This is a genomic window from Dyadobacter ginsengisoli DSM 21015 (genome assembly GCF_059568735.1).
On the sequence record NZ_JCANTY010000003.1, the window covers coordinates 675,215 to 694,846 of the forward strand.

General features: G+C 45.6%; 18 protein-coding genes. 8 read left to right on the forward strand and 10 right to left on the reverse strand.

Going from position 1 to position 19,632, the window contains the following annotated elements:
• Positions 1 to 231: 231 nt before the first annotated feature.
• Positions 232 to 1,101: a mechanosensitive ion channel family protein gene (locus tag BP71_RS13480; protein ID WP_496379979.1), complete on the reverse strand. Its 870-nt coding sequence runs from the start codon at positions 1,099 to 1,101 to the stop codon at positions 232 to 234.
• Positions 1,102 to 1,352: 251 nt separating this feature from the next.
• On the opposite strand from BP71_RS13480, the gene BP71_RS13485 reads away from it, so the two are divergent.
• The gene (locus tag BP71_RS13485; protein ID WP_496379981.1) at positions 1,353 to 2,186 is read left to right on the forward strand and encodes a hypothetical protein; all 834 of its coding nucleotides are present in this window, start codon (positions 1,353 to 1,355) and stop codon (positions 2,184 to 2,186) included.
• 58 nt (positions 2,187 to 2,244) lie between these two features.
• Here BP71_RS13485 and BP71_RS13490 read toward each other — a convergent pair whose 3' ends face one another.
• The gene (locus BP71_RS13490; RefSeq protein WP_496379983.1) at positions 2,245 to 3,015 is read right to left on the reverse strand and encodes an SHOCT domain-containing protein; all 771 of its coding nucleotides are present in this window, start codon (positions 3,013 to 3,015) and stop codon (positions 2,245 to 2,247) included.
• A 242-nt stretch (positions 3,016 to 3,257) separates the two neighbouring features.
• Here BP71_RS13490 and BP71_RS13495 point away from each other — a divergent pair, with 242 nt between their 5' ends.
• The 4 genes from BP71_RS13495 to BP71_RS13510 all read left to right on the forward strand — a co-directional run bounded on the left by BP71_RS13495 (position 3,258) and on the right by BP71_RS13510 (position 7,631).
• Positions 3,258 to 4,145 (forward strand): hypothetical protein, encoded by an 888-nt coding sequence (locus tag BP71_RS13495; RefSeq protein ID WP_496379985.1) that lies wholly within the window; start codon positions 3,258 to 3,260, stop codon positions 4,143 to 4,145.
• Positions 4,146 to 4,571: 426 nt separating this feature from the next.
• Positions 4,572 to 5,414: a hypothetical protein gene (locus BP71_RS13500; protein ID WP_496379987.1), complete on the forward strand. Its 843-nt coding sequence runs from the start codon at positions 4,572 to 4,574 to the stop codon at positions 5,412 to 5,414.
• 256 nt (positions 5,415 to 5,670) lie between these two features.
• Positions 5,671 to 6,543 (forward strand): hypothetical protein, encoded by an 873-nt coding sequence (locus BP71_RS13505; protein WP_496379989.1) that lies wholly within the window; start codon positions 5,671 to 5,673, stop codon positions 6,541 to 6,543.
• A gap of 233 nt (positions 6,544 to 6,776) precedes the next feature.
• Complete coding sequence (locus BP71_RS13510; protein WP_496379991.1) at positions 6,777 to 7,631, forward strand: hypothetical protein; 855 nt, start codon at positions 6,777 to 6,779, stop codon at positions 7,629 to 7,631.
• Between the two features lie 73 nt (positions 7,632 to 7,704).
• Here BP71_RS13510 and BP71_RS13515 read toward each other — a convergent pair whose 3' ends face one another.
• Positions 7,705 to 7,863 carry a hypothetical protein gene (locus BP71_RS13515; RefSeq protein ID WP_496379993.1) on the reverse strand — a complete coding sequence of 53 codons (159 nt, stop codon included), beginning with the start codon at positions 7,861 to 7,863 and terminating at the stop codon, positions 7,705 to 7,707.
• 320 nt (positions 7,864 to 8,183) lie between these two features.
• Here BP71_RS13515 and BP71_RS13520 point away from each other — a divergent pair, with 320 nt between their 5' ends.
• A complete protein-coding gene (locus tag BP71_RS13520) occupies positions 8,184 to 9,077 on the forward strand; it encodes a hypothetical protein (RefSeq protein WP_496379994.1) in 894 nt (297 codons plus the stop codon).
• A 53-nt stretch (positions 9,078 to 9,130) separates the two neighbouring features.
• Here BP71_RS13520 and BP71_RS13525 read toward each other — a convergent pair whose 3' ends face one another.
• Positions 9,131 to 9,445: a M48 family metalloprotease gene (locus tag BP71_RS13525; protein ID WP_496380595.1), complete on the reverse strand. Its 315-nt coding sequence runs from the start codon at positions 9,443 to 9,445 to the stop codon at positions 9,131 to 9,133.
• A gap of 202 nt (positions 9,446 to 9,647) precedes the next feature.
• On the opposite strand from BP71_RS13525, the gene BP71_RS13530 reads away from it, so the two are divergent.
• Positions 9,648 to 10,502: a hypothetical protein gene (locus BP71_RS13530; protein WP_496379996.1), complete on the forward strand. Its 855-nt coding sequence runs from the start codon at positions 9,648 to 9,650 to the stop codon at positions 10,500 to 10,502.
• 83 nt (positions 10,503 to 10,585) lie between these two features.
• On the opposite strand, the gene BP71_RS13535 is transcribed toward BP71_RS13530, so the two are convergent.
• The 6 genes from BP71_RS13535 to BP71_RS13560 form a co-directional block, all read right to left on the reverse strand.
• On the reverse strand, positions 10,586 to 11,674 hold the full coding sequence (locus tag BP71_RS13535) for a M48 family metallopeptidase (RefSeq protein WP_496379997.1): 1,089 nt from the start codon (positions 11,672 to 11,674) through the stop codon (positions 10,586 to 10,588).
• A 17-nt stretch (positions 11,675 to 11,691) separates the two neighbouring features.
• Positions 11,692 to 12,651, reverse strand: coding sequence for a YjgN family protein (locus tag BP71_RS13540; RefSeq protein WP_496379999.1), 960 nt, complete (start codon positions 12,649 to 12,651; stop codon positions 11,692 to 11,694).
• A gap of 178 nt (positions 12,652 to 12,829) precedes the next feature.
• Positions 12,830 to 14,197 carry a TolC family protein gene (locus BP71_RS13545; RefSeq protein ID WP_496380001.1) on the reverse strand — a complete coding sequence of 456 codons (1,368 nt, stop codon included), beginning with the start codon at positions 14,195 to 14,197 and terminating at the stop codon, positions 12,830 to 12,832.
• A gap of 47 nt (positions 14,198 to 14,244) precedes the next feature.
• A complete protein-coding gene (locus BP71_RS13550; RefSeq protein WP_496380003.1) occupies positions 14,245 to 17,370 on the reverse strand; it encodes an efflux RND transporter permease subunit in 3,126 nt (1,041 codons plus the stop codon).
• Between the two features lie 18 nt (positions 17,371 to 17,388).
• On the reverse strand, positions 17,389 to 18,477 hold the full coding sequence (locus BP71_RS13555; RefSeq protein WP_496380005.1) for an efflux RND transporter periplasmic adaptor subunit: 1,089 nt from the start codon (positions 18,475 to 18,477) through the stop codon (positions 17,389 to 17,391).
• 134 nt (positions 18,478 to 18,611) lie between these two features.
• Positions 18,612 to 18,887 carry an ArsR/SmtB family transcription factor gene (locus BP71_RS13560; protein ID WP_496380006.1) on the reverse strand — a complete coding sequence of 92 codons (276 nt, stop codon included), beginning with the start codon at positions 18,885 to 18,887 and terminating at the stop codon, positions 18,612 to 18,614.
• 205 nt (positions 18,888 to 19,092) lie between these two features.
• On the opposite strand from BP71_RS13560, the gene BP71_RS13565 reads away from it, so the two are divergent.
• On the forward strand, positions 19,093 to 19,353 hold the full coding sequence (locus BP71_RS13565; RefSeq protein WP_496380008.1) for a filamentous hemagglutinin: 261 nt from the start codon (positions 19,093 to 19,095) through the stop codon (positions 19,351 to 19,353).
• Positions 19,354 to 19,632: the final 279 nt, after the last annotated feature.

Genomic DNA, 19,632 nt, shown 5'->3' on the forward strand with positions numbered 1-19,632 from the left:
TGAGGCCATGCCCGCAAATAGCCTGCTCTTGGTAGTACTACTGAGCGCCTGTCAAAATGGGAATGAAAATGCAATTATTCCTGTAACACCGACAACAACCTCTGGTCGAAATACGAAAACTTCAAAAGCAGTCGGTCAATTGATTAAAGATGGCAATGTTAGTGTCATTAAAATATAATGTTAAAACACGAACATACAGTAACGTTAAACTATTTCGAAGTTTAAATTCGATTAGCCTGGCGTTTCAGATTTTCCGGGTAATTCTATTGCCCTTGCCGGCGTAGGAAAAGAAACGTTGTTCTCATCAAATACCCGTTTCACAATCTTCATCACATTGCTCTTCGCCGGCCCGGGCCCGATCTTGTTCTGCCGGATCCAGAACAGGATTTCAAAGTCAATGCTCTTCTCACTAAAACGAGTGAAGTTGAACTCAATGGGCTTTAGTGGATCCAGGTAGTCTAATCCTTTTATCGCACTCACAGCTACGTTTTCCACAAACCCAAGGTCATCCTTATAGCCGATGCTTCCCTCCATGCGCACACGCCGCTCACCCGAATGCGTAAAGTTTACTATGGGTTTTTGAAAAATGTCCTTACTCGGCAGCTCGACCTGCTGACCTTCGAAGTTATCCAGTTTTACCGAGCGCAGGCCGATCGAAAGCACCTTTCCTGTAAAACCATTGGTCTCGATCACATCTCCCACCTGGATCGGCCGCTGGATGGCTATGAAGGCCCCGGAAATGAAGTTGGTTGTCAGGTCCTGAAATGCGAACCCCAGTGCCAGCGCGAGTACGCCCGCGCCTGCGAGCAGCGAGGTCACTGTTTTGTCCAGTCCCAGAATACCCAGTGCAAAGAAAAAGCCTGTGGCGATAATGGCGATCCGTGTAATGGTCGATATCAATCCTACGAGCGCGATATTTTGCGATGCATGCCCTAGTATGCGCTCGATGAACTTGCCGCCAAGCCTTGCCAGAAACCTGAAAACGATCAGGATAATGATGGCGATAAAGATATTGGGCAACAAGCGATAAATCTCCACGGTCCAGCGGTCAATTTTCACGGCAATGGGATCTACAATTTTGGATATCTGTGCGAAAATCATGGGTGCAAAATGAATACTGCCGGCGTACCGAATTAATAGGCGACCGTCAACTCTTAACACCGCAAAACTCGGAAATGTTGTGTGTTTCGCAAAAAATACGTTTTTGTAAAACAGCTGCGGGTGGCTATCCCGGCTTTTACCGTAGGCTCTTTAACGCACGCCATTCGCCCATCGCATTTCCTGTGACTTCGAAGCCGTCCTATGTTTAAGCCAGTTCAAAATCAATTTAATCACACTTAAACAAGGTTACTATGAAACTACTTCGAAACTCGGCCATTCTGGCCAATGGACTTTTGCTGGCAGGTATGCTGGGTGCCTGTCAGAATGAAAATGCGCCTACCCCGCAAGCGCCCGCGACAGTCTCGGACCGGAATGCGAAAACTTCCCAACTAGTAGGTCAATTGATTAAAGACGGCGCTGTCAGTCTGGCTTACAATACCCAAGAACCAAGTGCTTTATGGAAGGAAACTTATGACAATGGCGCGTACCATGAATTTACATATGGGGCGCAATTAATCACAGGCAAAAGATACATCAATGGTTTCGGCAACGCAACCAAGGTATTCACATACACCCTGGATTCCTATGGACGCTGCGTTCAAACCGTTATAGACAAGACTCTCTTATACGAATATAACGCCAACGGGCAGCTCGCGAAATATTACAACAAATTACAGCCCAACGAGCGAGCCGAATTTACATATCAGGCAGATCCCACCGGAACTGCAAATTCACTGTCTACCGTAACATTTTATGATGCCTCGGGCTCAAAGATCAGGGAGTTAGGGTTTAACTACAGTCTCACCGAACCTATTCCAGACAAATCTCCTTTGAATCCCGATGTCTTTGCGGTCGGTGTCAGCAGGTACCTTCCGATATTTGGGAAATTCAGTACCAATCTTGTTCAGTGCTCCTCAGACAAAAAGTTTCTTTGGAACGGTCAACAAGTATCCAGCACAAACCATTACTACAGTTACGCATTAGATTATGCGGGAAAAGTCAAGAATGTCACCGTCAAGAAATATGATGGCACATTAGTTTCGACAACGGACAGAAAATACACAATACCATCATTTAAGTTTTAACAGATTTCTCCAAAGGGTCCGAATAGCTTTGGACCCTTTTTGTTTGAGCCAAAATCCGTTACAATCTCGATAACAACTCCTCCTTCTTCGCTTTAAATTCCTCCTCCGTAATCTGCCCCTTCTCAAAAAGGACGTTCAGCTTTCCTATCGTCGAAATGATAATTTCCTGCGGGCTATGGTCGCCGCTTCGCAGATCGCCGGTTGCGGTGACGTCGTAGGCGATTTCCGGCGTCGGCTGGCCTGGTTTATCAGGATTGGAGACAATTTCGAGACTGCTCAGATCTACCCCACCTTCCTGGCTCGTAAACCTGTAAGAATTACCAGCGCCCTGCTGTTGAGAAATTCCGGAAATCTGATGGTGCTTGGTATCATAAATGGTCCGCTTTCCATTTTCCTCAATGATCAGACGATGAACCGGTCCGAAATAGGCATAACGAAAGTTGTTTTGCGAGCCGGTGGAGGTAGGATTTCCAAAAACGGTAGGCCATGAAGTGCTAACCTGTACGTGGGACTTACCCGCAAGATCCTTTACCATAGCATTCTCTTGCCTTTCTTCAAATAATACGCTAGTCGTTACCAGCTCCGCCAGCTCATTGCAAAGCTTATCGACATTCGTTTTGAGGGAATTATTGAACATATCCCCCACCATCGTCATTCCGCCTTTCATCCACTGGCCCTGGCCACCGAGTTCAGGAATATTGAACTGAGCCATCCTTCCATTGCCTCTAACCACAGCGCGGAGGAGAGTTTCCACTGATCGTGACGTCACATTATACTTCGCAGCGATGTCGTCTACGTACCGCTGCCCTTCCTGAGTCAATGCTTTCATAATGGCTTTCTTTTTTTGCGAGACCATCAAAAATAATGCCATTACACATTTACCGCCCTACATGTTTATTTACAGCAATGTCTTTAAACTTCTTCGATTGCTTGTAGATGTACTTTTCCCTCAAAAAACCGCGTGCCGAACGTTTTTTCATGGCTGCCGTTAGCCCATCGGATTCTTAACCCTATGATTTGTAGGCTATGTTTGACCCAATTAAATTATCGTTCAACCTATCAATATTTGTTATGAAACTTCAAATCACTACAGCAAAAATGCTAGCCGGACTATTGCTGCTGGGCATGCTCGGAAGCTGCCAGAATGAGGATGCATTGGTACCGCAGCCCTCAGTAACACCATCCGGCCAAGGAAATAATGCAAAAACCTCCGCGTTGGTACCCAGTCTCACCGAAGATGGTGACTATAAGTTAAAATACATTACGTCAGGCAGGTATCAGGGCCGGCTGTCGCATGTGATAGAGCCAACCGGTCACACCTTATACTACGGCTATAGTGACGGTAGCGACGGAGATCTCTGGATAACCGCAAAGCGTCAATCCAATACAAGCGGAGCATACACGAGTCAGGTCAGTTACCATGTTGTAAATGGCAGGTGTATTAAAAGCACGGATATCACTAATAATAAAACTTACACTTATCAGTATAATGAAACCGGTAGATTAGACAAAATCTCTCTGGATGGCAGTTCCGACAAGCGCGAGTTTACTTACACGTACAATAGTACCACCCAGACAGAGCGTCTTACTAAAATTACCTACTCAAATAGCAGTGGGAAGTACAAGGAAGTTTCCTTCTCGTATGTAGGGGGAGCTGGGGCTGGCTCTGGCGCGGCGCAAGTAGATAAATACTTCCTCAATCCTGAACATACCGAACTGGATAAATATCAGCCGCTGTTCGGAAAACTCAGCGACGTGTTGGTTCGGCAGGTTACTGTAACGCCGTTTCCTTACAATGGCCAGCTTATCCCTTATTACACCTTCGAATACTTTTTCAATGCAAATGGGTATGTAACATCCCGATGGAGACAGAATTATCCGTTCGGATACGGCAATCTTACAGGGATGACAACTAACATATTCGCTTTAAAATATGGCTATCCGGGCCAGGGAATATAGTAGGCAAAATTAAAATACCTAGACAAGTCAAATAGTCAGTATAATTGATAAACTAAAAAATAATCAATTTTACATAGACTAGAAAATAAAGGCGGTGTGTCTCAGACCGACACATCGCCTTTACATTAAATTCTCATTCCGTTCTATTAATAAGTATTGAGAAATAACACGACCACTCACCTCAGTATCGTTAATGCTATTTTCATAATCACAGGTACAAATGAAACAAAGTTTTCTCAGAACAAATCGTTCCAACATGTGATAATATCTAGTCTGTTACATGTCTCTCATTTTCCATTAGTCTCAATAAATTACAGGCAAGTGCTTGATTCTCACTGCCTGCTCATCCGGTGCACTAATTATTTTCACTTACCACTAATTTTAAATCGAATTTAACATATCTGTTACCCTTTTCATTTTAAACATATGAAACAATTTCACATCGCAGAAGCAGCATTGAAATATCTGTTGTTGATTGGCATATTGACTGCATGTCAAAATGACCAAACAATATTTCCTACTAAAATAGATGACATCGCCACCACCGATCAAAATGCCAGAGGGAATTCACAGCTCAGGCTTGTAAAGCGAGGTTACGCTACTATACAATATGCCAAAAACGGAAATTTTTTTGGTAAAATATCAAAATTGCTTGATGGCATTTATCGCACCGAATACACGTACGATGACAATAACCCTTCCGGGCTTCTCAAGATTACAAGCAAACGTTATAATACTTCCACCAACAAGCTGATAGAAGAGATCACCTATAAGGTATCAAATGGCTTATGCATTGAAAGCAGCAACCTGACATCTGCAACTCACGACGAGTACTACTATAATGCGCAGGGTCTCCTAGACGAAATAAAACACTATTCAGTAACCGGTGACTTTAGTCGAAAATTCACCTACTTCTACTCACCGGCAACCAGCTCTTACCGATTGGACAAAATCGAAACTTCCAACAATGCCGTGCAACTTAAAAAGGTTTCCATCACATATTCTTCGAAGCCCGACAATTATTCGTTAAATCCCGAACATACCGGTCTTGATAGGTACCTTCCGATTTTTGGAAAATTCAGTGATGTACTTACGGAGCAATACGTAGAACTCCCATTGGGCTCCTTGCCACTTTATCATAAATTCCTTTATGCTATTGATAGCGACGGATATGTCACTTTGGAACAGATTGAACATTCATATGGTGGACCCAATAAATGGTATGACAGTGTAATACTACAATATTCCTCCAACTGGCAGGGAATATAAATTTGAAACAAACAAAAGCTTTTAAATAGTTGATTTACATCGTAATAAATACGGGAATTTTCAACAAGTGACCGTATTTATTACGATCAATACAAAAACACACTTGCTAAGAATTCCCATGAATTGATAGATAGAGCCTCAACAACCACCAACTTAATAACACCTACCGGTGATCAAACGAATTTTCAGGTCTTAATACTTACTCTTAAGTTTAAACTGAAAACAATTTTTCATCCAACTATCAGTTCTAAAATTTATGAAACAACTTCACATTGCACGCAATTTATTAAATAGCCTGATGCTGGCGGAAATACTGACGGCATGCAGTAATGATCAAACTATCGCACCAACAGAAAACGTCGGCGTTGTTGGTGGTGATAAAAATACCAGGGTTTCGGCAGCTGTTCGGCTTGTAAAGGATGGAAATTTCGTGTTCCAATACATTAAAAACGGTAAATTATCAGGCAAAATATCAAAAGTAACAGGCAGCGATTATCGCATCGAATACACCTATGACAATAGCAATCCAGCCGGGGATCTATGGATTACCAAAAAAATCTATGGGATGCCTGGCAACTGGCTAAAGACAGAATTAAAATATCAGGTAATAAACGGAATTTGCGTGGCAAGCGAGAACGTAACATATGGAGATTCATATCAGTACAAGTATTCCGCACATAATTTATTGGATGAAGTTACAATTACCAATAGTGTGTCAGACAAAATTGAAACAAGAAAGTATTTTTACGCTCCCTCAGGGGCAACCGACGGTTTCAGACTGTATAAAATCAAAACCAACATCACGGAGTCCGGCAAAATTGTGTCCGAGAAAGAGCGTACTATTACTTATACTCCGACACCAGACAAGTACCCTCTGAACCCCGGATACACCGAACTGGATCAACATCTACCTATTTTTGGAAAATTTAGTGATTTGTTACCGAAAGATGTCTATGAAACGGGGGTTACAGACAACATTCTACATCAATCTTTAGAAAAAAATACTTACAGCACTGACGCTAATGGACTTGTCACTTCCCGAACAACGGAATATATCAACGAGTATTTCCCCTCCGGCATAACCTATAATTCGATTCTGAAATATTCGACAAACTGGCAAGGGATATAATCAATATACCCAGCAGGAGCTTTACCTTGTAATGATTTTCTTGGTTTTTGATCAATTGGGCCGTCAAACACAACGGCCCGCTATTTTTTTCACTTCCCACAATCCATTTCGCAGTTTCCAAAACCGAAAAATTAATGATCAAAACCGATAGTCAATCGAATTGTTGGTATTAAATACTTTTTGACAAGTTTGAACTGAAAATCATTTAGTCATTTAACTATCATTTTGAAACTATGAGACAATTTAAAATTACAAAAAGTTTATTAAAATCGTTAGCATTAGCAGGGTTGCTAACAGCGTGTAACGATGACAATATTGGCAACCCCACGGAAAATGCAGGCGTTACTGTTAATGATCAAAATGCCAAAATATCACCACTAACCAGATTAACAAATGATAACGGTCGATCAATCCAGTATGTAAAAAGTGGGAAGTTTTTCGGAAAGGTATCAAGAGTAAACGAAGCTCCATGGAGTAGTTACTACCTAACATACGCCTATGACGATAGTAATCCCGGCGAGCTATGGATAACGAGAAAAATGTATAAGAGCTCCACTAATGCGTTTATCAAAGAGAACAGATATAAAGTTATTAATGGGCTTTGTACACTGGTTGAAGATGATTTCGGATCTCTTCATGAATACAATTACACACCCGCAGGTTATCTGAATGAAGTTAAATATAGTAATAATGGGAAGTTATTGGAGTCTTGGGAATATTCATATAATTTTATTGCCTCAGCGCAGACCTATCGTCTTAATAAAATTGATAGGAAGCAAAATGGCCAACCTTGGATTAGTTATCATTTTACATACAATCAAAATCAAGATAAGTATCCTTTGAACAACCCTCTAAATACCGAAGATGGTAAAGTAGACAAATATCTACCATTCTTCGGAAAGGTCAGCGATCTCCTGATTGAATCAATCACTGAAGAAGATCTGTTAAAAAATAAAAGTGTACAAACCTTTTATACTGGCCACACATTAGATAGCGACGGACTTGTTACTTCCAGAGAAATGGTAAAATATTCTACCGTCCACAAAGAAACATTCAAATACTCCAGCACCACCTGGCAAGGAATTTAGCCCACGAAACAGCTAGATCAATGGCTTAAATTTTGAGTAATTCCGCGGGCCGTCAAAACGGCCCGCCCTTCATTTAAAAACCTTCAATGCCCTCCCACTTCCTCTCCAACTCAGCATCCTCTCTCACACTCCCCTGCCCTTCCATCATCTCCTCCGTCAAAGGATGCGTACTCAGCAACTTCAAACTCCCGACATCCCCGTGCTCGCTTTGCAGCAGCGCGAACAAATCCACAAAATCTTTTAAATCAATTCCGTCAGCCTAGAAAATGGCCATGGCTTTTTGGTCGACTTCGGCTTCGAGCTCGTGGGAGTAGGTGCACAGAGTATACGTCTGTGAAAGACCCGTGACGTTCGAAAGTATGATATTGAAGTATTCTGAAAATCGGCAAGTAAACAATTAACTAATCGAAATTTAAAATAATATAATCCAAGGATATAAAGCCGCTAGATCGTTCATTTACACCTATCGCTTATCGGGTTTTTCAAGCTCATCCCTTCATCCTAATTTCGATTCAAAAATATTTTAATCTCACCATTTTTTTCCAAAAATTTATGAAACAAGTTAAAATTATGGGTAATTTATTTAAATGCCTTTTGCTTTCTGTTTTGTTGGCAGCATGTAACAATGAGGAGGTTGTTACACCGGCGGATCAGGCCAGTGCCGCAGTAGGTGATCGAAATGCCAGGCTTGACCCATTGACTAGATTGGTTAACGATGCAGGGTTGTCAATTCAGTATGAAAAAAGTGGCAAGTTTTTCGGAAAAATATCAAAAATAGGTAATGCACCGGTAAATTCTCAATACGTTACCTATACTTACGACGATAGCAATCCAGCCGCCCTGTGGATAAGCAAGAAAACGTATAAGTCTTCCAATAATTCACTTATTGGTGAGCATAATTTCAAAATTATTAATGGTTTATGTATTGAGAGTATAGATGAAAAAGGAAACTTATTTGAATACAAATACAATCCACAAGGATACTTGGATGAAGTCAACAAGTCCGACACAGCGTACGTGTTAAAAGAATCATGGAAACACCAATATGATTGGGTCTATCGTCTGACTAAAATTAAACATCAAAAAGATGGAAAACCCTATCATACTTACAATTTCACATATACGCAAATCGAAGATAAATACCCCCTAAATTTCCCAACCGACAACATCGACGATATTAATTACAACCATATTGGTGGCAGTTATATTGGTGGCATCAATGATAAGTACCTGCCATACTTCGGAAAGCATACTAGTCCCCTGATCGATGTGATGATTGACAACAATGATGTAACAGGTCAAATTATGACCGGCGCAAGCATATACTGCTCGGGGTATGTAGTGGATAGCGATGGGCTGGTAATATCCAAAAACCTTACACAGTATAGCGCTGGTTGGACGGAAACGTTCAGCTATTCTGCTACCAGCTGGCAGGGCATTCCTTGAAATATACCTTTGTACCAATAAACACTGGCGGGCCGTCAACAGCGGCCCGCTTTTCATTTATTACCTCTCTCAATCCCCTCCCACTCCCTCTCCAACCCCAAATCTCTCCTCACTTCCCCCTGCCCCTTCACCATCTCCTCAGCCATCCTCAACCTCTCCTCCGTCAGCGGACGCGTACTCAGCAACTTCAAACTTCCCACCTCCCCATGCTCGTTGCTTAGCAGGGTAAACAAATCCACAAAACCCTTCAAATCAATTCCATCGGCCTGGAAGATTACCATGGCCTTCTGGTCGGCTTCGGTTTCCAGTTCGCGCGAATAAGTAAGGTTTGCCAATGCATTGGAATTGTCGGCAACTACTGCCGCGATGCCATTGAATTTGGTTTCTTATTAAGCATTTCGTCAGCTACAAAGGCTCGTTATTTTACACTAGCCACCACCCTATTTACTGCCTTCAAAACCGAAAAATTGCTATCCAAAACCGATAATAAATCGAATTATTTATTATCTATTGTTCTCTGATAAGTTTGAACCGAAAATTATTATTCATATAACTACCAGTTCAAAACTTATGAAACAACTTCAAATTGCAGATAGCTTGTTAAAAGTCTTGCTGCTTGCAGGGTTCTTTACTGCATGTCACAACGATCAGATAATTGCGCCCATGGCAACAGAGAAAATTACGGAAAACGATAGAAATGCTAAACTTTCGAACCAATTAAAGCTTGTCAAAGACGGCGATGCCATGTTAGAGTATGTCAAAAGCGGAAAATTTATTGGCAAAATATCAAAGGTAACGGATGCCAACATCAACGGCTACCACACGGAGTATATCTATGATGATAACAATGGAGCAAGCGATCTCCATATTACCAGTACGCGTTATTCCAACATCAATAGCGCAGTGGTCGAAGAGGTCAAATATCACATATCTAACGGACGATGCATTGCAAGCCAAAACATTACCAACAATCAGTCTTACGAGCATAAATACAACGGGAATGGCTTTTTATCAGAAACTAAGGCTCTCAATGGCCCTGGCGACCTCAACTATGAATATAGTTATGATTATAACGTGATTACGAAGGAATATCAACTTTCCAGCATTAATACGATTAAAAACCAAACCTATACAGATCAGATCACCTTCACTTATTCTTCAAAACCAGTCAAATATTTCCTGAATCCCGATCACACGTTACTTGATCCTTATCTACAAATTTTTGGAAAATTTAGTGGGTCATTAGTCGAAAGTGTAGCAATTTTACCTTACAATAGTGTCGGCAGGTCTTATAACTTTACATATACCATGGATAATAGCGGATATGTCACTTCTAGGAGTCAAGAATATCACCCAATCCTTGGAAGCAACAAAGGGGTTATAATATCAAATAAGGCCTTTGAATACTCCTTCAATTGGTTGTAATCTGACGGTTCGAAATAAGTTTAGTTTTTATTTCATCGAGCCAAGTCGACAATCCAAAGCGAGCCATTGTTCACAACGGCTCGCTATTTCTTTTTAGCTAAAACAATTTCCTTCCACCTGTTCTGCAATTCCGGCTGATCCCTGATACCAACCTGCTCCATGGCTTTGGTTTTTGAGTGCTTGAGACGCTCCTCCGTCAACGGATGCGTACTCAGCAACTTCAAACTCCCCACATCCCCGTGCTCGCTTTGCAGCAGCGCGAACAAATCCACAAATCCCTGCAAACTGATACCATCGCTTTGCAAAACATCCATTCCCTTGCGGTCCGCTTCGGTTTCCAGTTCGCGGGAATAGGTAAGGTTTGCCAATGCATTGGAATTGTCGGCAACTACTGCCGCGATGCCATTGATATCGTTCAGCAGCAATGACAGAAACAGATACCCGGCCAGGCTTCTGAAAATATTGCGAAGTGAATGCTTGTAATGCACATGGGCCACCTCATGGGCGAGAAGCGCCGCCAATTGTTCCTTGGTTTTCATCTGCCGGATGATCTTGTCAAACACCACGATATGTCCGCCCGGCAATGCGAACGCATTAACCTCATCCTCCTTCACCACCGTTACCCGGATCGGGTAGGGTGTTTTGAAATCGATGGATTTCGCAAAGTCATTCACAGCGTCCGTCAGTGGTTTGTCCACTTCGTACGCACGGATCATGTTCTCATACATGGTGTCGCCCATTTCGATTTCCGCGCTTACGGGAATACGGCTGGCGACAGCACCGGCCAGCCACGGGAGACCATACCAATAGCTGGAGCCCATCAGGGTAAGCACGAGCAGCGCCACTCCCACAATGGTGGTGTTGCTCAATTTGAAGAGATTACTGATGCGTTTCCTAAAAAATATCTTCTCCGGATACCGCTGTTTCAGCGCCCCCGGCAGGTTCTCATCCTTGCATTCAATGGTTTGCTGCGGAAATTCTCCGTACCGGAAAATAAAAAGGTCACTGAAATTTTCGTCCGTCACAATGCCCGGCAATGCCCAACGCACCGATATCAGCTCCTCCGAAGGGTCACGGTAATGAATGAGCCAATGATCGGGCATGAGAGAGAGCGTCGCGTCGTGCGCGATGGAAAGCCGGCCGTCGTGGTAACGGACACTAAAATGCTGCATGAAAAGAATCGCGTCAGTTAAACAAGGCCAATATCGATCATATCCGCGAGATCTTCACCGGTGGCGTCGGTATAATCTGCCTCGGTTTGTACGATGGCGTTCACATTCAGCGGGCCTTCGATCAGGATATTGGAGAACACAAACTTAAACGCCCGGACAATCGCCCACGGCGTTCCAAGACCCAGCGTAAGGACGATGATCAGCAGATTGACGACCACGAGGCCAAAGTAACCTCCTGCGGTAGCTGTGGAGCGGAAAGCAACCTGCTTGTCACTCTGGTACATGCGGATATTGTCCACGTAATAAGCAAACAGGTCTTTGGCGTACCAGAAAGAATAAATACCTAAAGTCAGGATAGAAAGAAAATAGCCTTTTACATTGAGCCAGAAAAACGCGGCACCTTCCCCTTCATAGGAAAATGTGATGTTCCCAAAACGCAGGTTTTTGAAAATGTACTTCCGCATTTCAATGATCAGCCAGAAAGAATAGATTCCAAACGTAACCAGTGTAATGAGACTGCCTACGATAAATATGTTCATAAATTCCTTACGGTCGCCACGGTATCCGAAATGGATTCCGCGCCAGGATGAACGGGAGGTCCTGTAACGAAGCGCCCCGTGAATCGCAACCGGGATCAGAAGCAATAAACCGATGTAAAACACCACAAAGCCGAGCAATGTGATCGTCACGTTTTTCGAGAATATCGCGGCAAAAAGGACACAATATAAACCCAGGAAAATACCGATCGCCTTGATAAAACCTTTGAACATTTCCTTACCGGTTCCGTGGAAAGTGAAACGGCTTCCTTCAAATTCGGACTCTTCATAATAGTATTTCAGCAGCGCCGCTTTGGCCCAGGGATAATAAAGCCCGAGGGTAATGAATGTCAAAAGGATATTGACAATGTAAATGCCAAATAGCTTGGCGCCTTCGCCGTGAAAGGTAATCTGACGTGTCTCGTTGTACTGTGTTTCCATCGGGGGGTGTGATCTGATGTGAGGATAAAACCAAATATAAAAATTTTATCGAAGCATTAGATTATTCTCCTGTCATGAAAACAATAATGCCGGAAGATGAATGATCCTCCGGCATATATTCAAACACAACCCTAATCATAATCCGGTATTACAAAACCGATCGAAAGCGTTTCATAGCCTATAATTCGTTGCGGACTGCACCGATAACCCGGTCTAATTCAATTTTAGCCGATAAATAATCGAACACTGATTCCAGATAATTGGCTTTGGCGGTGGTCAATGCAAACTCCGAATCCATCAGCTCCAGCCGCGATGCGACACCTTTTTCATACCGATACCTGGTAATGGAGTAGCTCAGTTCCGCCGTCTCCGAAACATTGCGTTGGGTTTTAATCCGCCCCGAGGTTTCCACCAGGCTTGCGATCACCTGCTTCACCTGCGTTTTCAATTCCTCTTGCGCATTGTCGTAGATTACATCGGCCTGCTGTCTTTCTATCTTGCTCAATGCAATGCGGTTGATATTTTGTTTGCCATTAAAAATCGGGACAGAAAACTGCACGCCCGCAAAGAACACCGGCGGATAACCCGCGTTTCCAAAGCGAAACTGATTGGTCTGCGTTTGCAACTGGTATTGGCTCACGAAATTCACAACAGGACGCCGTGCAGCTTTATTCAGTTCAATCTCGCGGTCGTTGATTTCCTTATTGAGTGTCAGGAGCCGCAGGTCGGGGCGCTGCTGAATCGACAACGCGTATGCGCCATCTTCCGACGGAATGGAGTCGCCTGGGTCCAGTTGAAGCGAATCCGACAGTGCATATTCTGTTTCCGCGAAATCCCCGATCAGTGTCCGGAGTTCCTGCTGACTGATCTGCAAAGCATAAGTAAGGCGTTGCACGTCGGGTTCGAGGTTTTTCACCTGCGTATAGGCGCGTAGCGTATCGACCCGCAGCGCCTTACCCTGGGCGAGCAGGTAACGCGAGTCTTTCAGGGCTTTCTCGTTCCGCAGAATGCTCTCCTTTTGCAGCCTGAGCCTTTCGGCCAGCACCAGCTGGCGTACATAGTTCTGCTTCACACGCGCAATCACATCCACCTCTTTATCACGAAAATACTGTGCGCTTCGCTTCTCATGTAGCTTAGCTTTGGCGATTTCCTGTTTCAGCGCCGAGTTGTAAATGGGCTGCACGAGCGAAATCTGAGCGGTGGCGACGTCCTCTCCGCCAAACCTTGCGTAGTCGATCCTTTCGGAAGAAGCCGACGAATTTCCACCCAGGCCGAAGAAAACCGGTCTTTGAAAATAATGCTGAACCGAGCCGGTTACACCGATATTCGGCATCAGCAGCCCACGCGTAATGGCGGTTTGCTGGGTTGATTTATGGATATTCATCGAATCGATGCGCAGTTCGCGGTTCCGTGACCGGGCTTGTTCCACGGCCTGTTCCAGCGATAACGTCTGTTTTTGCCCCCACGTCAAAGCGGGGGCGAGAGTCAGGATAACGGCCCATGCGGCCACTACCCTGGTGTATCTGTTCGAAATGTTCGTTTTCATGATTGAAATGTGTAGTCTGAATGCGACCCGATTTGTTTTTCCTCGGGTCAGTGTGCGTGCGCCAATGCTTCTTCCGCCCGCGGTGCGTGACCTTCTTCCGTGCGGTGACGCAGCGGTCTCGACAGGTAGGAATAAATGGATGGAATCACATAGAGCGTCAATACCCCGGCGAAGATCAGCCCGCCAACAACGACAATGCCGAGTGACTGACGACTACCGGAAGCCGTTCCGAGGGACAATGCAATGGGCAATGTACCGAAGATCATGGCCAGTGTGGTCATCAGGATCGGACGGAAACGGGATACTGCCGCCAGCTTCGCCGCTTCGAAAACCGAACTACCCTCCTCCTTGCTCTGGTTGGCGAACTCGACGATCAGGATACCGTTCTTCGTGATCAGACCGATGAGCATGATAATGCCGATCTGACTAAAAATATTGACGGTCTGTGCCGTGAACCAGAGGCTCAGTAATGCGCCGGTCAATGCCATCGGCACGGTCAGCAGGATAATGAACGGGTCGACCAGGCTTTCAAACTGAGCTGCGAGCACCAGATAGATCAGCACGATCGCGAAGATGAATGCGAAGATCAGGCTCGAACTGCTTTCGGAATAATCACGGCTCTGACCGGCCAATGCGGTACTGAAACCTTTGGGCAGTTCTTTCGCCGCTATTTTATCCAGTTCACCGATCGCTTCGCCAAGACTCACCCCAGGCGCCGGTGTAGCAGCGATGGTCGCGCTGTACGACTGATTATATCGGTAAATGGCCGGCGGACTGATGCCTTCGTTCTGGCGTGTCAGGTTATCAAGCGAAACCATTTCCCCACTTCCCGATTTGAGGTACAATGATTTCAGATCAAATGGGGCCGAACGATCCTCACGGTCGAGCTGACCGATCACCTCATATTGCCGGTCGTTGTGGATAAAATAGCCGTATCGCCTGCTACTTAGTGCCAATTGAAGGGTCTGACCGATCGATTGGGTTGAAATACCGAGCTGCGCTGCCCGCTGGCGGTCGATGCTGATGCTGATCTCGGGCCGGTTTATTTTGAAATCGGCATCCGCGAAAACGAGCTTTTTGTTGCTCCCCACCGCCGTCATCAGCTTTGGCATGACGTCGATCAGCCCATTGAGGCTGGGCGCCTGCACCACGTACTGGACAGGCTGCGCATTTCCGTAACCGCCGATCGTAGGCGTCTGCACCGGAATGATCAACACATTCCTGAATTGCTGCGACGCGACCACCAGTTTCTGAAAGATCTGCGCTTGTGAAAGTCCGCTTTTCCGGTCTTTGGGTTCTTTCAGGAATATCCATTGAAAACCTCCGTTTACGGGTTGAGCAAGGTTACCCAATCCCGCTGCGACCGCAGTATAAGTTCTTTCCGCATTCAAATCAGGTACAGAATCGGCTATGTAGGTCCCGATCTCCTTCATGCTTTGCTCCATGCTTTCGTAGGAAGTACCCTCCGGAGCGATCACGGCCAGCCCGATCATCGAACGGTCTTCGAGCGGTGCCAGCTCGGAAGGAAGCTTGGGCGCCAGCCAGTAAGCCACTCCGAATGAAACAAGCAGCAGGACTACCCCCAGCCAGCGCACTTGCATAAATGCGGCCAGCGAACGTCCATAGGCATTGTTCAAAGCCACAAACCAACGCTCTGTTTTTTGGTAAAACCAGTTGTGTCCCGAATTAGGTTTAAGCAGGTAAGCGCTCATCATCGGGGTGAGCGTCAGCGCGACAAAAGCTGAAATGGTCACAGAACCGGCCACCACAATCGCGAATTCCTTGAATAAACGACCCGTCAGACCACCCAGGAACAGGATCGGCAGGAACACGGAAACCAGGGTAATGGTGGTGGAAATCACAGCGAAATAGATCTCATTGGAACCGGTCCTGGCCGCCTCGATCGGCGACATTCCCTTTTCAACTTTGGCATAAATATTTTCCAGAACAATGATCGCATCATCCACCACCAGCCCGATCGCCAGTACCAGTCCCAGAAGCGTCAGTACATTGATCGAAAAATCCGCGACGTACATAATGAAGAATGCCGAGATAATGGAAACCGGTATCGCCAGCAGCGGGATCACCGTGCTGCGCCAGTCGCGCAGGAAGATGAAAATGATCAGCGAAACCAATGCGAACGCGAGCAAAAGCGTCTCTTCCACCTCCGCAAGCGAGTTTCTGACGGGTATGGTAAAGTCTTTTCCCAAAGCGATCTCATATTCCTTCGGGGCTGTTTTTCGGATCTCCTCAAAACGTTTGGTAAACTCATCCACGATCGCCAGCGAGTTGGCACCGCGTTGCGGGCTTACACCCGTCCCCACGCCATACTCGGCGGTCTGACCATTGTAAATGATCATGGAAGTCCGTTCGTTCTGGGAGGACATGACTGCCTGCCCCACGTCTTTGAAACGCACGATGGCACCGGCGCTTTCGCGGATGATCATGTTATTGAAATCGTCCTCGGTGACCAGACGGCCCTGCGTGCGTAACGTCACTTCGGTGTTTTGACCTTCAATGCGGCCACTGGGTAAATCTACATTCTCCCGCTGCAATGCGGCCTGGATATCCAGTGGTGTTAATCCGTAGGCAGCCAGTTTTACCGGGTCCATACGCAGGCGCATGGCACGCTTACGTCCCGCATAGGAGTCCACCAGCCTCACACCGGGGATGGATTGCAGCCTTTCCTTGATATTGATATTGACAAAATCGGTCACGTCTTCGAGCGTCTTGGTTTTGCTCTGCACGGTAAGGAACACCAGGATATCCTGCGGACCGGCCTTTTCGACGATCGTCGGCTCGATGTCCGTCGGTAGCTGTTGGCGGGATTTGGAAACTTTGTCCCGAACATCGTTGGCAGCCGCTTCCAGATCCACATTCAATTCAAACTCGACGGTAATAATGCTTACCTGCTCGCGGGAGGTGGATGAGACCGAACGGATCCCGTTAGCTTCGGCAATGGCCTCTTCCAAGGGCTTGGTTACCTGGGAGGCAATAATATCGGCACTGGCACCCGGATACACCGTGGTCACCATCACGATCGGCGAATCGGTTACGGGATATTCCCGCGTTCCCAGAAAATTGTAGCCGACTATCCCGAAAAGTATAAGCAATACGGACATAACCCCGGCCAACACGGGCCGGGAGATACTAACTTGTGAAATCGCACTCATGTGTAGTAGTATAAATTTTTAATGGACTGAAACCAGCTGTACAGCCGTACCTGGGGCCAGACGAAGCATATTGCTGGTAATAATGGTATCACCGGGAGACAGACCTTTGGTCACATGCACCGAATAGGCATTCCGCTGCCCTACCTCTATGGACTTGAAAGCGGCTGCGTTGTGGTTAACCACAAAAACGCTGTACCCTTTCGAGGAGGGAATAAGTGCCTGGTTAGGCACCATTAAAGCGTTAACGGTGTTGCTTAAACGCAATTTCAGACGGGCGCTTTGCCCTGGTAGCAGCTCACGGCCCGTGTTGTTGGTCACCGCGCGCACCAGCAGCGTGCGGGTCTTCTGGTCGAGGCCGGCTTCATGAGCGATAATGCGGGCTTTATAGACTTTATCGTCGGATTCCACATTGTATTCCACCTCGTCACCGGGCTTCAATGTGTTGACGTGCTTTTCCGGAACTGCAAAGTCGATTTTCAACCGGCTGTTATCGGTGAGTAAAGCGAGGGGGCTGCCGGGTGTCACGTATGCGCCCGGATGCACGTTCACGATTCCGAGATTACCGCTGAACGGCGCCCGGATGCTGGTCTTGCTGATCGTCACTTTAAGTTGCTCAATCCTGGCCTGCAATACTTTCAGGTTGGTAAATGCCTGATCATAATCCTGTTGAATAGCGGCCTCCTTATCGATCAGATCCTTTAAACGCCTTTCGTTGAGCAGCGTTAGCTTTTCCTGTTGTTTCAATTGTTCGAGCTCTGCGAGCAGGTCGGCGTCGTCGAGCTTGAAAAGCAGCGTTCCGGTCGAAACGGCCTTGCCTTCCCTGGCATACACTGCCACCACTTTGCGGCTGAGTTCGCTGCTGATGCTCACTTCCTGGTAGGCCAGCAAAGTGCCTGAAACGGCCATTTCATCATCCAACGACTGAGAGCGCAGTACTTGTACGTCCACTGGAACGCCAGCGGGCTTGGCGGCCGCTACGGCCACTTTCTCGGGAGCTCCGTCTTTTCCATCCTTCGAAGTATATCCCTTAATAAAAACCGAAAGCAGGATAACCCCGGTGATCGCCAGGCCGGATACGATTTTAGCAGATTGGATTGTCTTTTCCATTATTTATTTATTTAAATATTTGAATATATTGATTTATCAAACTGAATGATTCCCAGAATTTCCTGATTAGCAGGTTACCATCGGACACATATTAATATATAGAAATGTATCGATGTTTTTAGGCAAAAAATTTTTTAGACTTTTAACGTATTCAGGAACTCCACATATTCATCCAGTACCGATTTATTCAGCTTGTATTTCACATTCCTGCCTTCTTTCTCCGTAATGATCAGATCCGCATCCGCCAGTTGCTTCACGTGATGCGAAATGGAAGGCTGAGTCAGGTCAATAAAATCCGAAATTTCGTGACAGTACAGGCAATCCTCTTTCTGTTTCAATTGCTGTAATATCAGAATCCGGCTTGGGTCGCTCAATGCCTTCGATATCCTCTCCACTCTCCTCGCCTCCATATCCGTGATATATTGATGAATTTAAATATATTGACTTACTGCGCAGTGCTGACATTACAAATGCTTTAATAAAATAATTCCGCGATCAGGAAATATTTTCTTGAAACCATTGCAGTGTCTTCAAAAGGCCAACTCTCATCTGCGCAGGCACAGTTATTTTGAAGTCGCATATGCAATACATATTTCATCAAAACAGCTGGAAATCATGGATATCTATCAAATGGCAAACGAGTACCAGGACATTGTACAGGGAGGCGGTGATCCTACCGGCCCGCGCGAAACACCGCCGTTCGACCCACGGCCCGAAGTCCCCGCACCGGACGTACCTGAGGAAACGCCTCCCTATGAGAAAGAACCGGAAACTCCCCCGGTCAAGCCGGAACCTGAACTGCCGGATGTGGAGCCGGTCGTCCCGGAAATAGAGCCCCTTCCTGGTGAGGAACCCGGAATTCCGGCATTCAAATGACCTGTTAGTCTTCGTCCCCATCGGCAACCGGCGTTCGTGCCACCTTCCCCGCATTAGTTTGGGAACAAATAGTCTGTAATTCGATCGCAGACCGATTCCTTATCGCATTACATTGACAGCGAGAAAAATAGCATGCTGAAAGCTTCGGTATGGAATCTTTTTGCGCCTATCTTTAAAATGTGTTTTATACAGGGGCGAACAAAAACGATGGCATTTTTGAAGTTATTTCAGGGCAGCGGGATTATCTCTCAATATCGACATCAAAAAGCTTCTACAAAA

What these genes read in the sequence shown, in the direction of transcription:
- BP71_RS13530 (WP_496379996.1), top strand. Translation starts at nt 9,648, where the DNA reads ATGAAACAACTTCAAATTGCAGATAGCTTGTTAAAAGTCTTGCTGCTT.
- BP71_RS13565 (WP_496380008.1), top strand. Translation starts at nt 19,093, where the DNA reads ATGGATATCTATCAAATGGCAAACGAGTACCAGGACATTGTACAGGGA.
- BP71_RS13480 (WP_496379979.1), bottom strand. Translation starts at nt 1,101, where the DNA reads ATGATTTTCGCACAGATATCCAAAATTGTAGATCCCATTGCCGTGAAA.
- BP71_RS13500 (WP_496379987.1), top strand. Translation starts at nt 4,572, where the DNA reads ATGAAACAATTTCACATCGCAGAAGCAGCATTGAAATATCTGTTGTTG.
- BP71_RS13520 (WP_496379994.1), top strand. Translation starts at nt 8,184, where the DNA reads ATGAAACAAGTTAAAATTATGGGTAATTTATTTAAATGCCTTTTGCTT.
- BP71_RS13485 (WP_496379981.1), top strand. Translation starts at nt 1,353, where the DNA reads ATGAAACTACTTCGAAACTCGGCCATTCTGGCCAATGGACTTTTGCTG.
- BP71_RS13540 (WP_496379999.1), bottom strand. Translation starts at nt 12,651, where the DNA reads ATGGAAACACAGTACAACGAGACACGTCAGATTACCTTTCACGGCGAA.
- BP71_RS13510 (WP_496379991.1), top strand. Translation starts at nt 6,777, where the DNA reads ATGAGACAATTTAAAATTACAAAAAGTTTATTAAAATCGTTAGCATTA.
- BP71_RS13550 (WP_496380003.1), bottom strand. Translation starts at nt 17,370, where the DNA reads ATGAGTGCGATTTCACAAGTTAGTATCTCCCGGCCCGTGTTGGCCGGG.
- BP71_RS13545 (WP_496380001.1), bottom strand. Translation starts at nt 14,197, where the DNA reads ATGAAAACGAACATTTCGAACAGATACACCAGGGTAGTGGCCGCATGG.
- BP71_RS13505 (WP_496379989.1), top strand. Translation starts at nt 5,671, where the DNA reads ATGAAACAACTTCACATTGCACGCAATTTATTAAATAGCCTGATGCTG.
- BP71_RS13490 (WP_496379983.1), bottom strand. Translation starts at nt 3,015, where the DNA reads ATGAAAGCATTGACTCAGGAAGGGCAGCGGTACGTAGACGACATCGCT.
- BP71_RS13555 (WP_496380005.1), bottom strand. Translation starts at nt 18,477, where the DNA reads ATGGAAAAGACAATCCAATCTGCTAAAATCGTATCCGGCCTGGCGATC.
- BP71_RS13495 (WP_496379985.1), top strand. Translation starts at nt 3,258, where the DNA reads ATGAAACTTCAAATCACTACAGCAAAAATGCTAGCCGGACTATTGCTG.
- BP71_RS13535 (WP_496379997.1), bottom strand. Translation starts at nt 11,674, where the DNA reads ATGCAGCATTTTAGTGTCCGTTACCACGACGGCCGGCTTTCCATCGCG.
- BP71_RS13560 (WP_496380006.1), bottom strand. Translation starts at nt 18,887, where the DNA reads ATGGAGGCGAGGAGAGTGGAGAGGATATCGAAGGCATTGAGCGACCCA.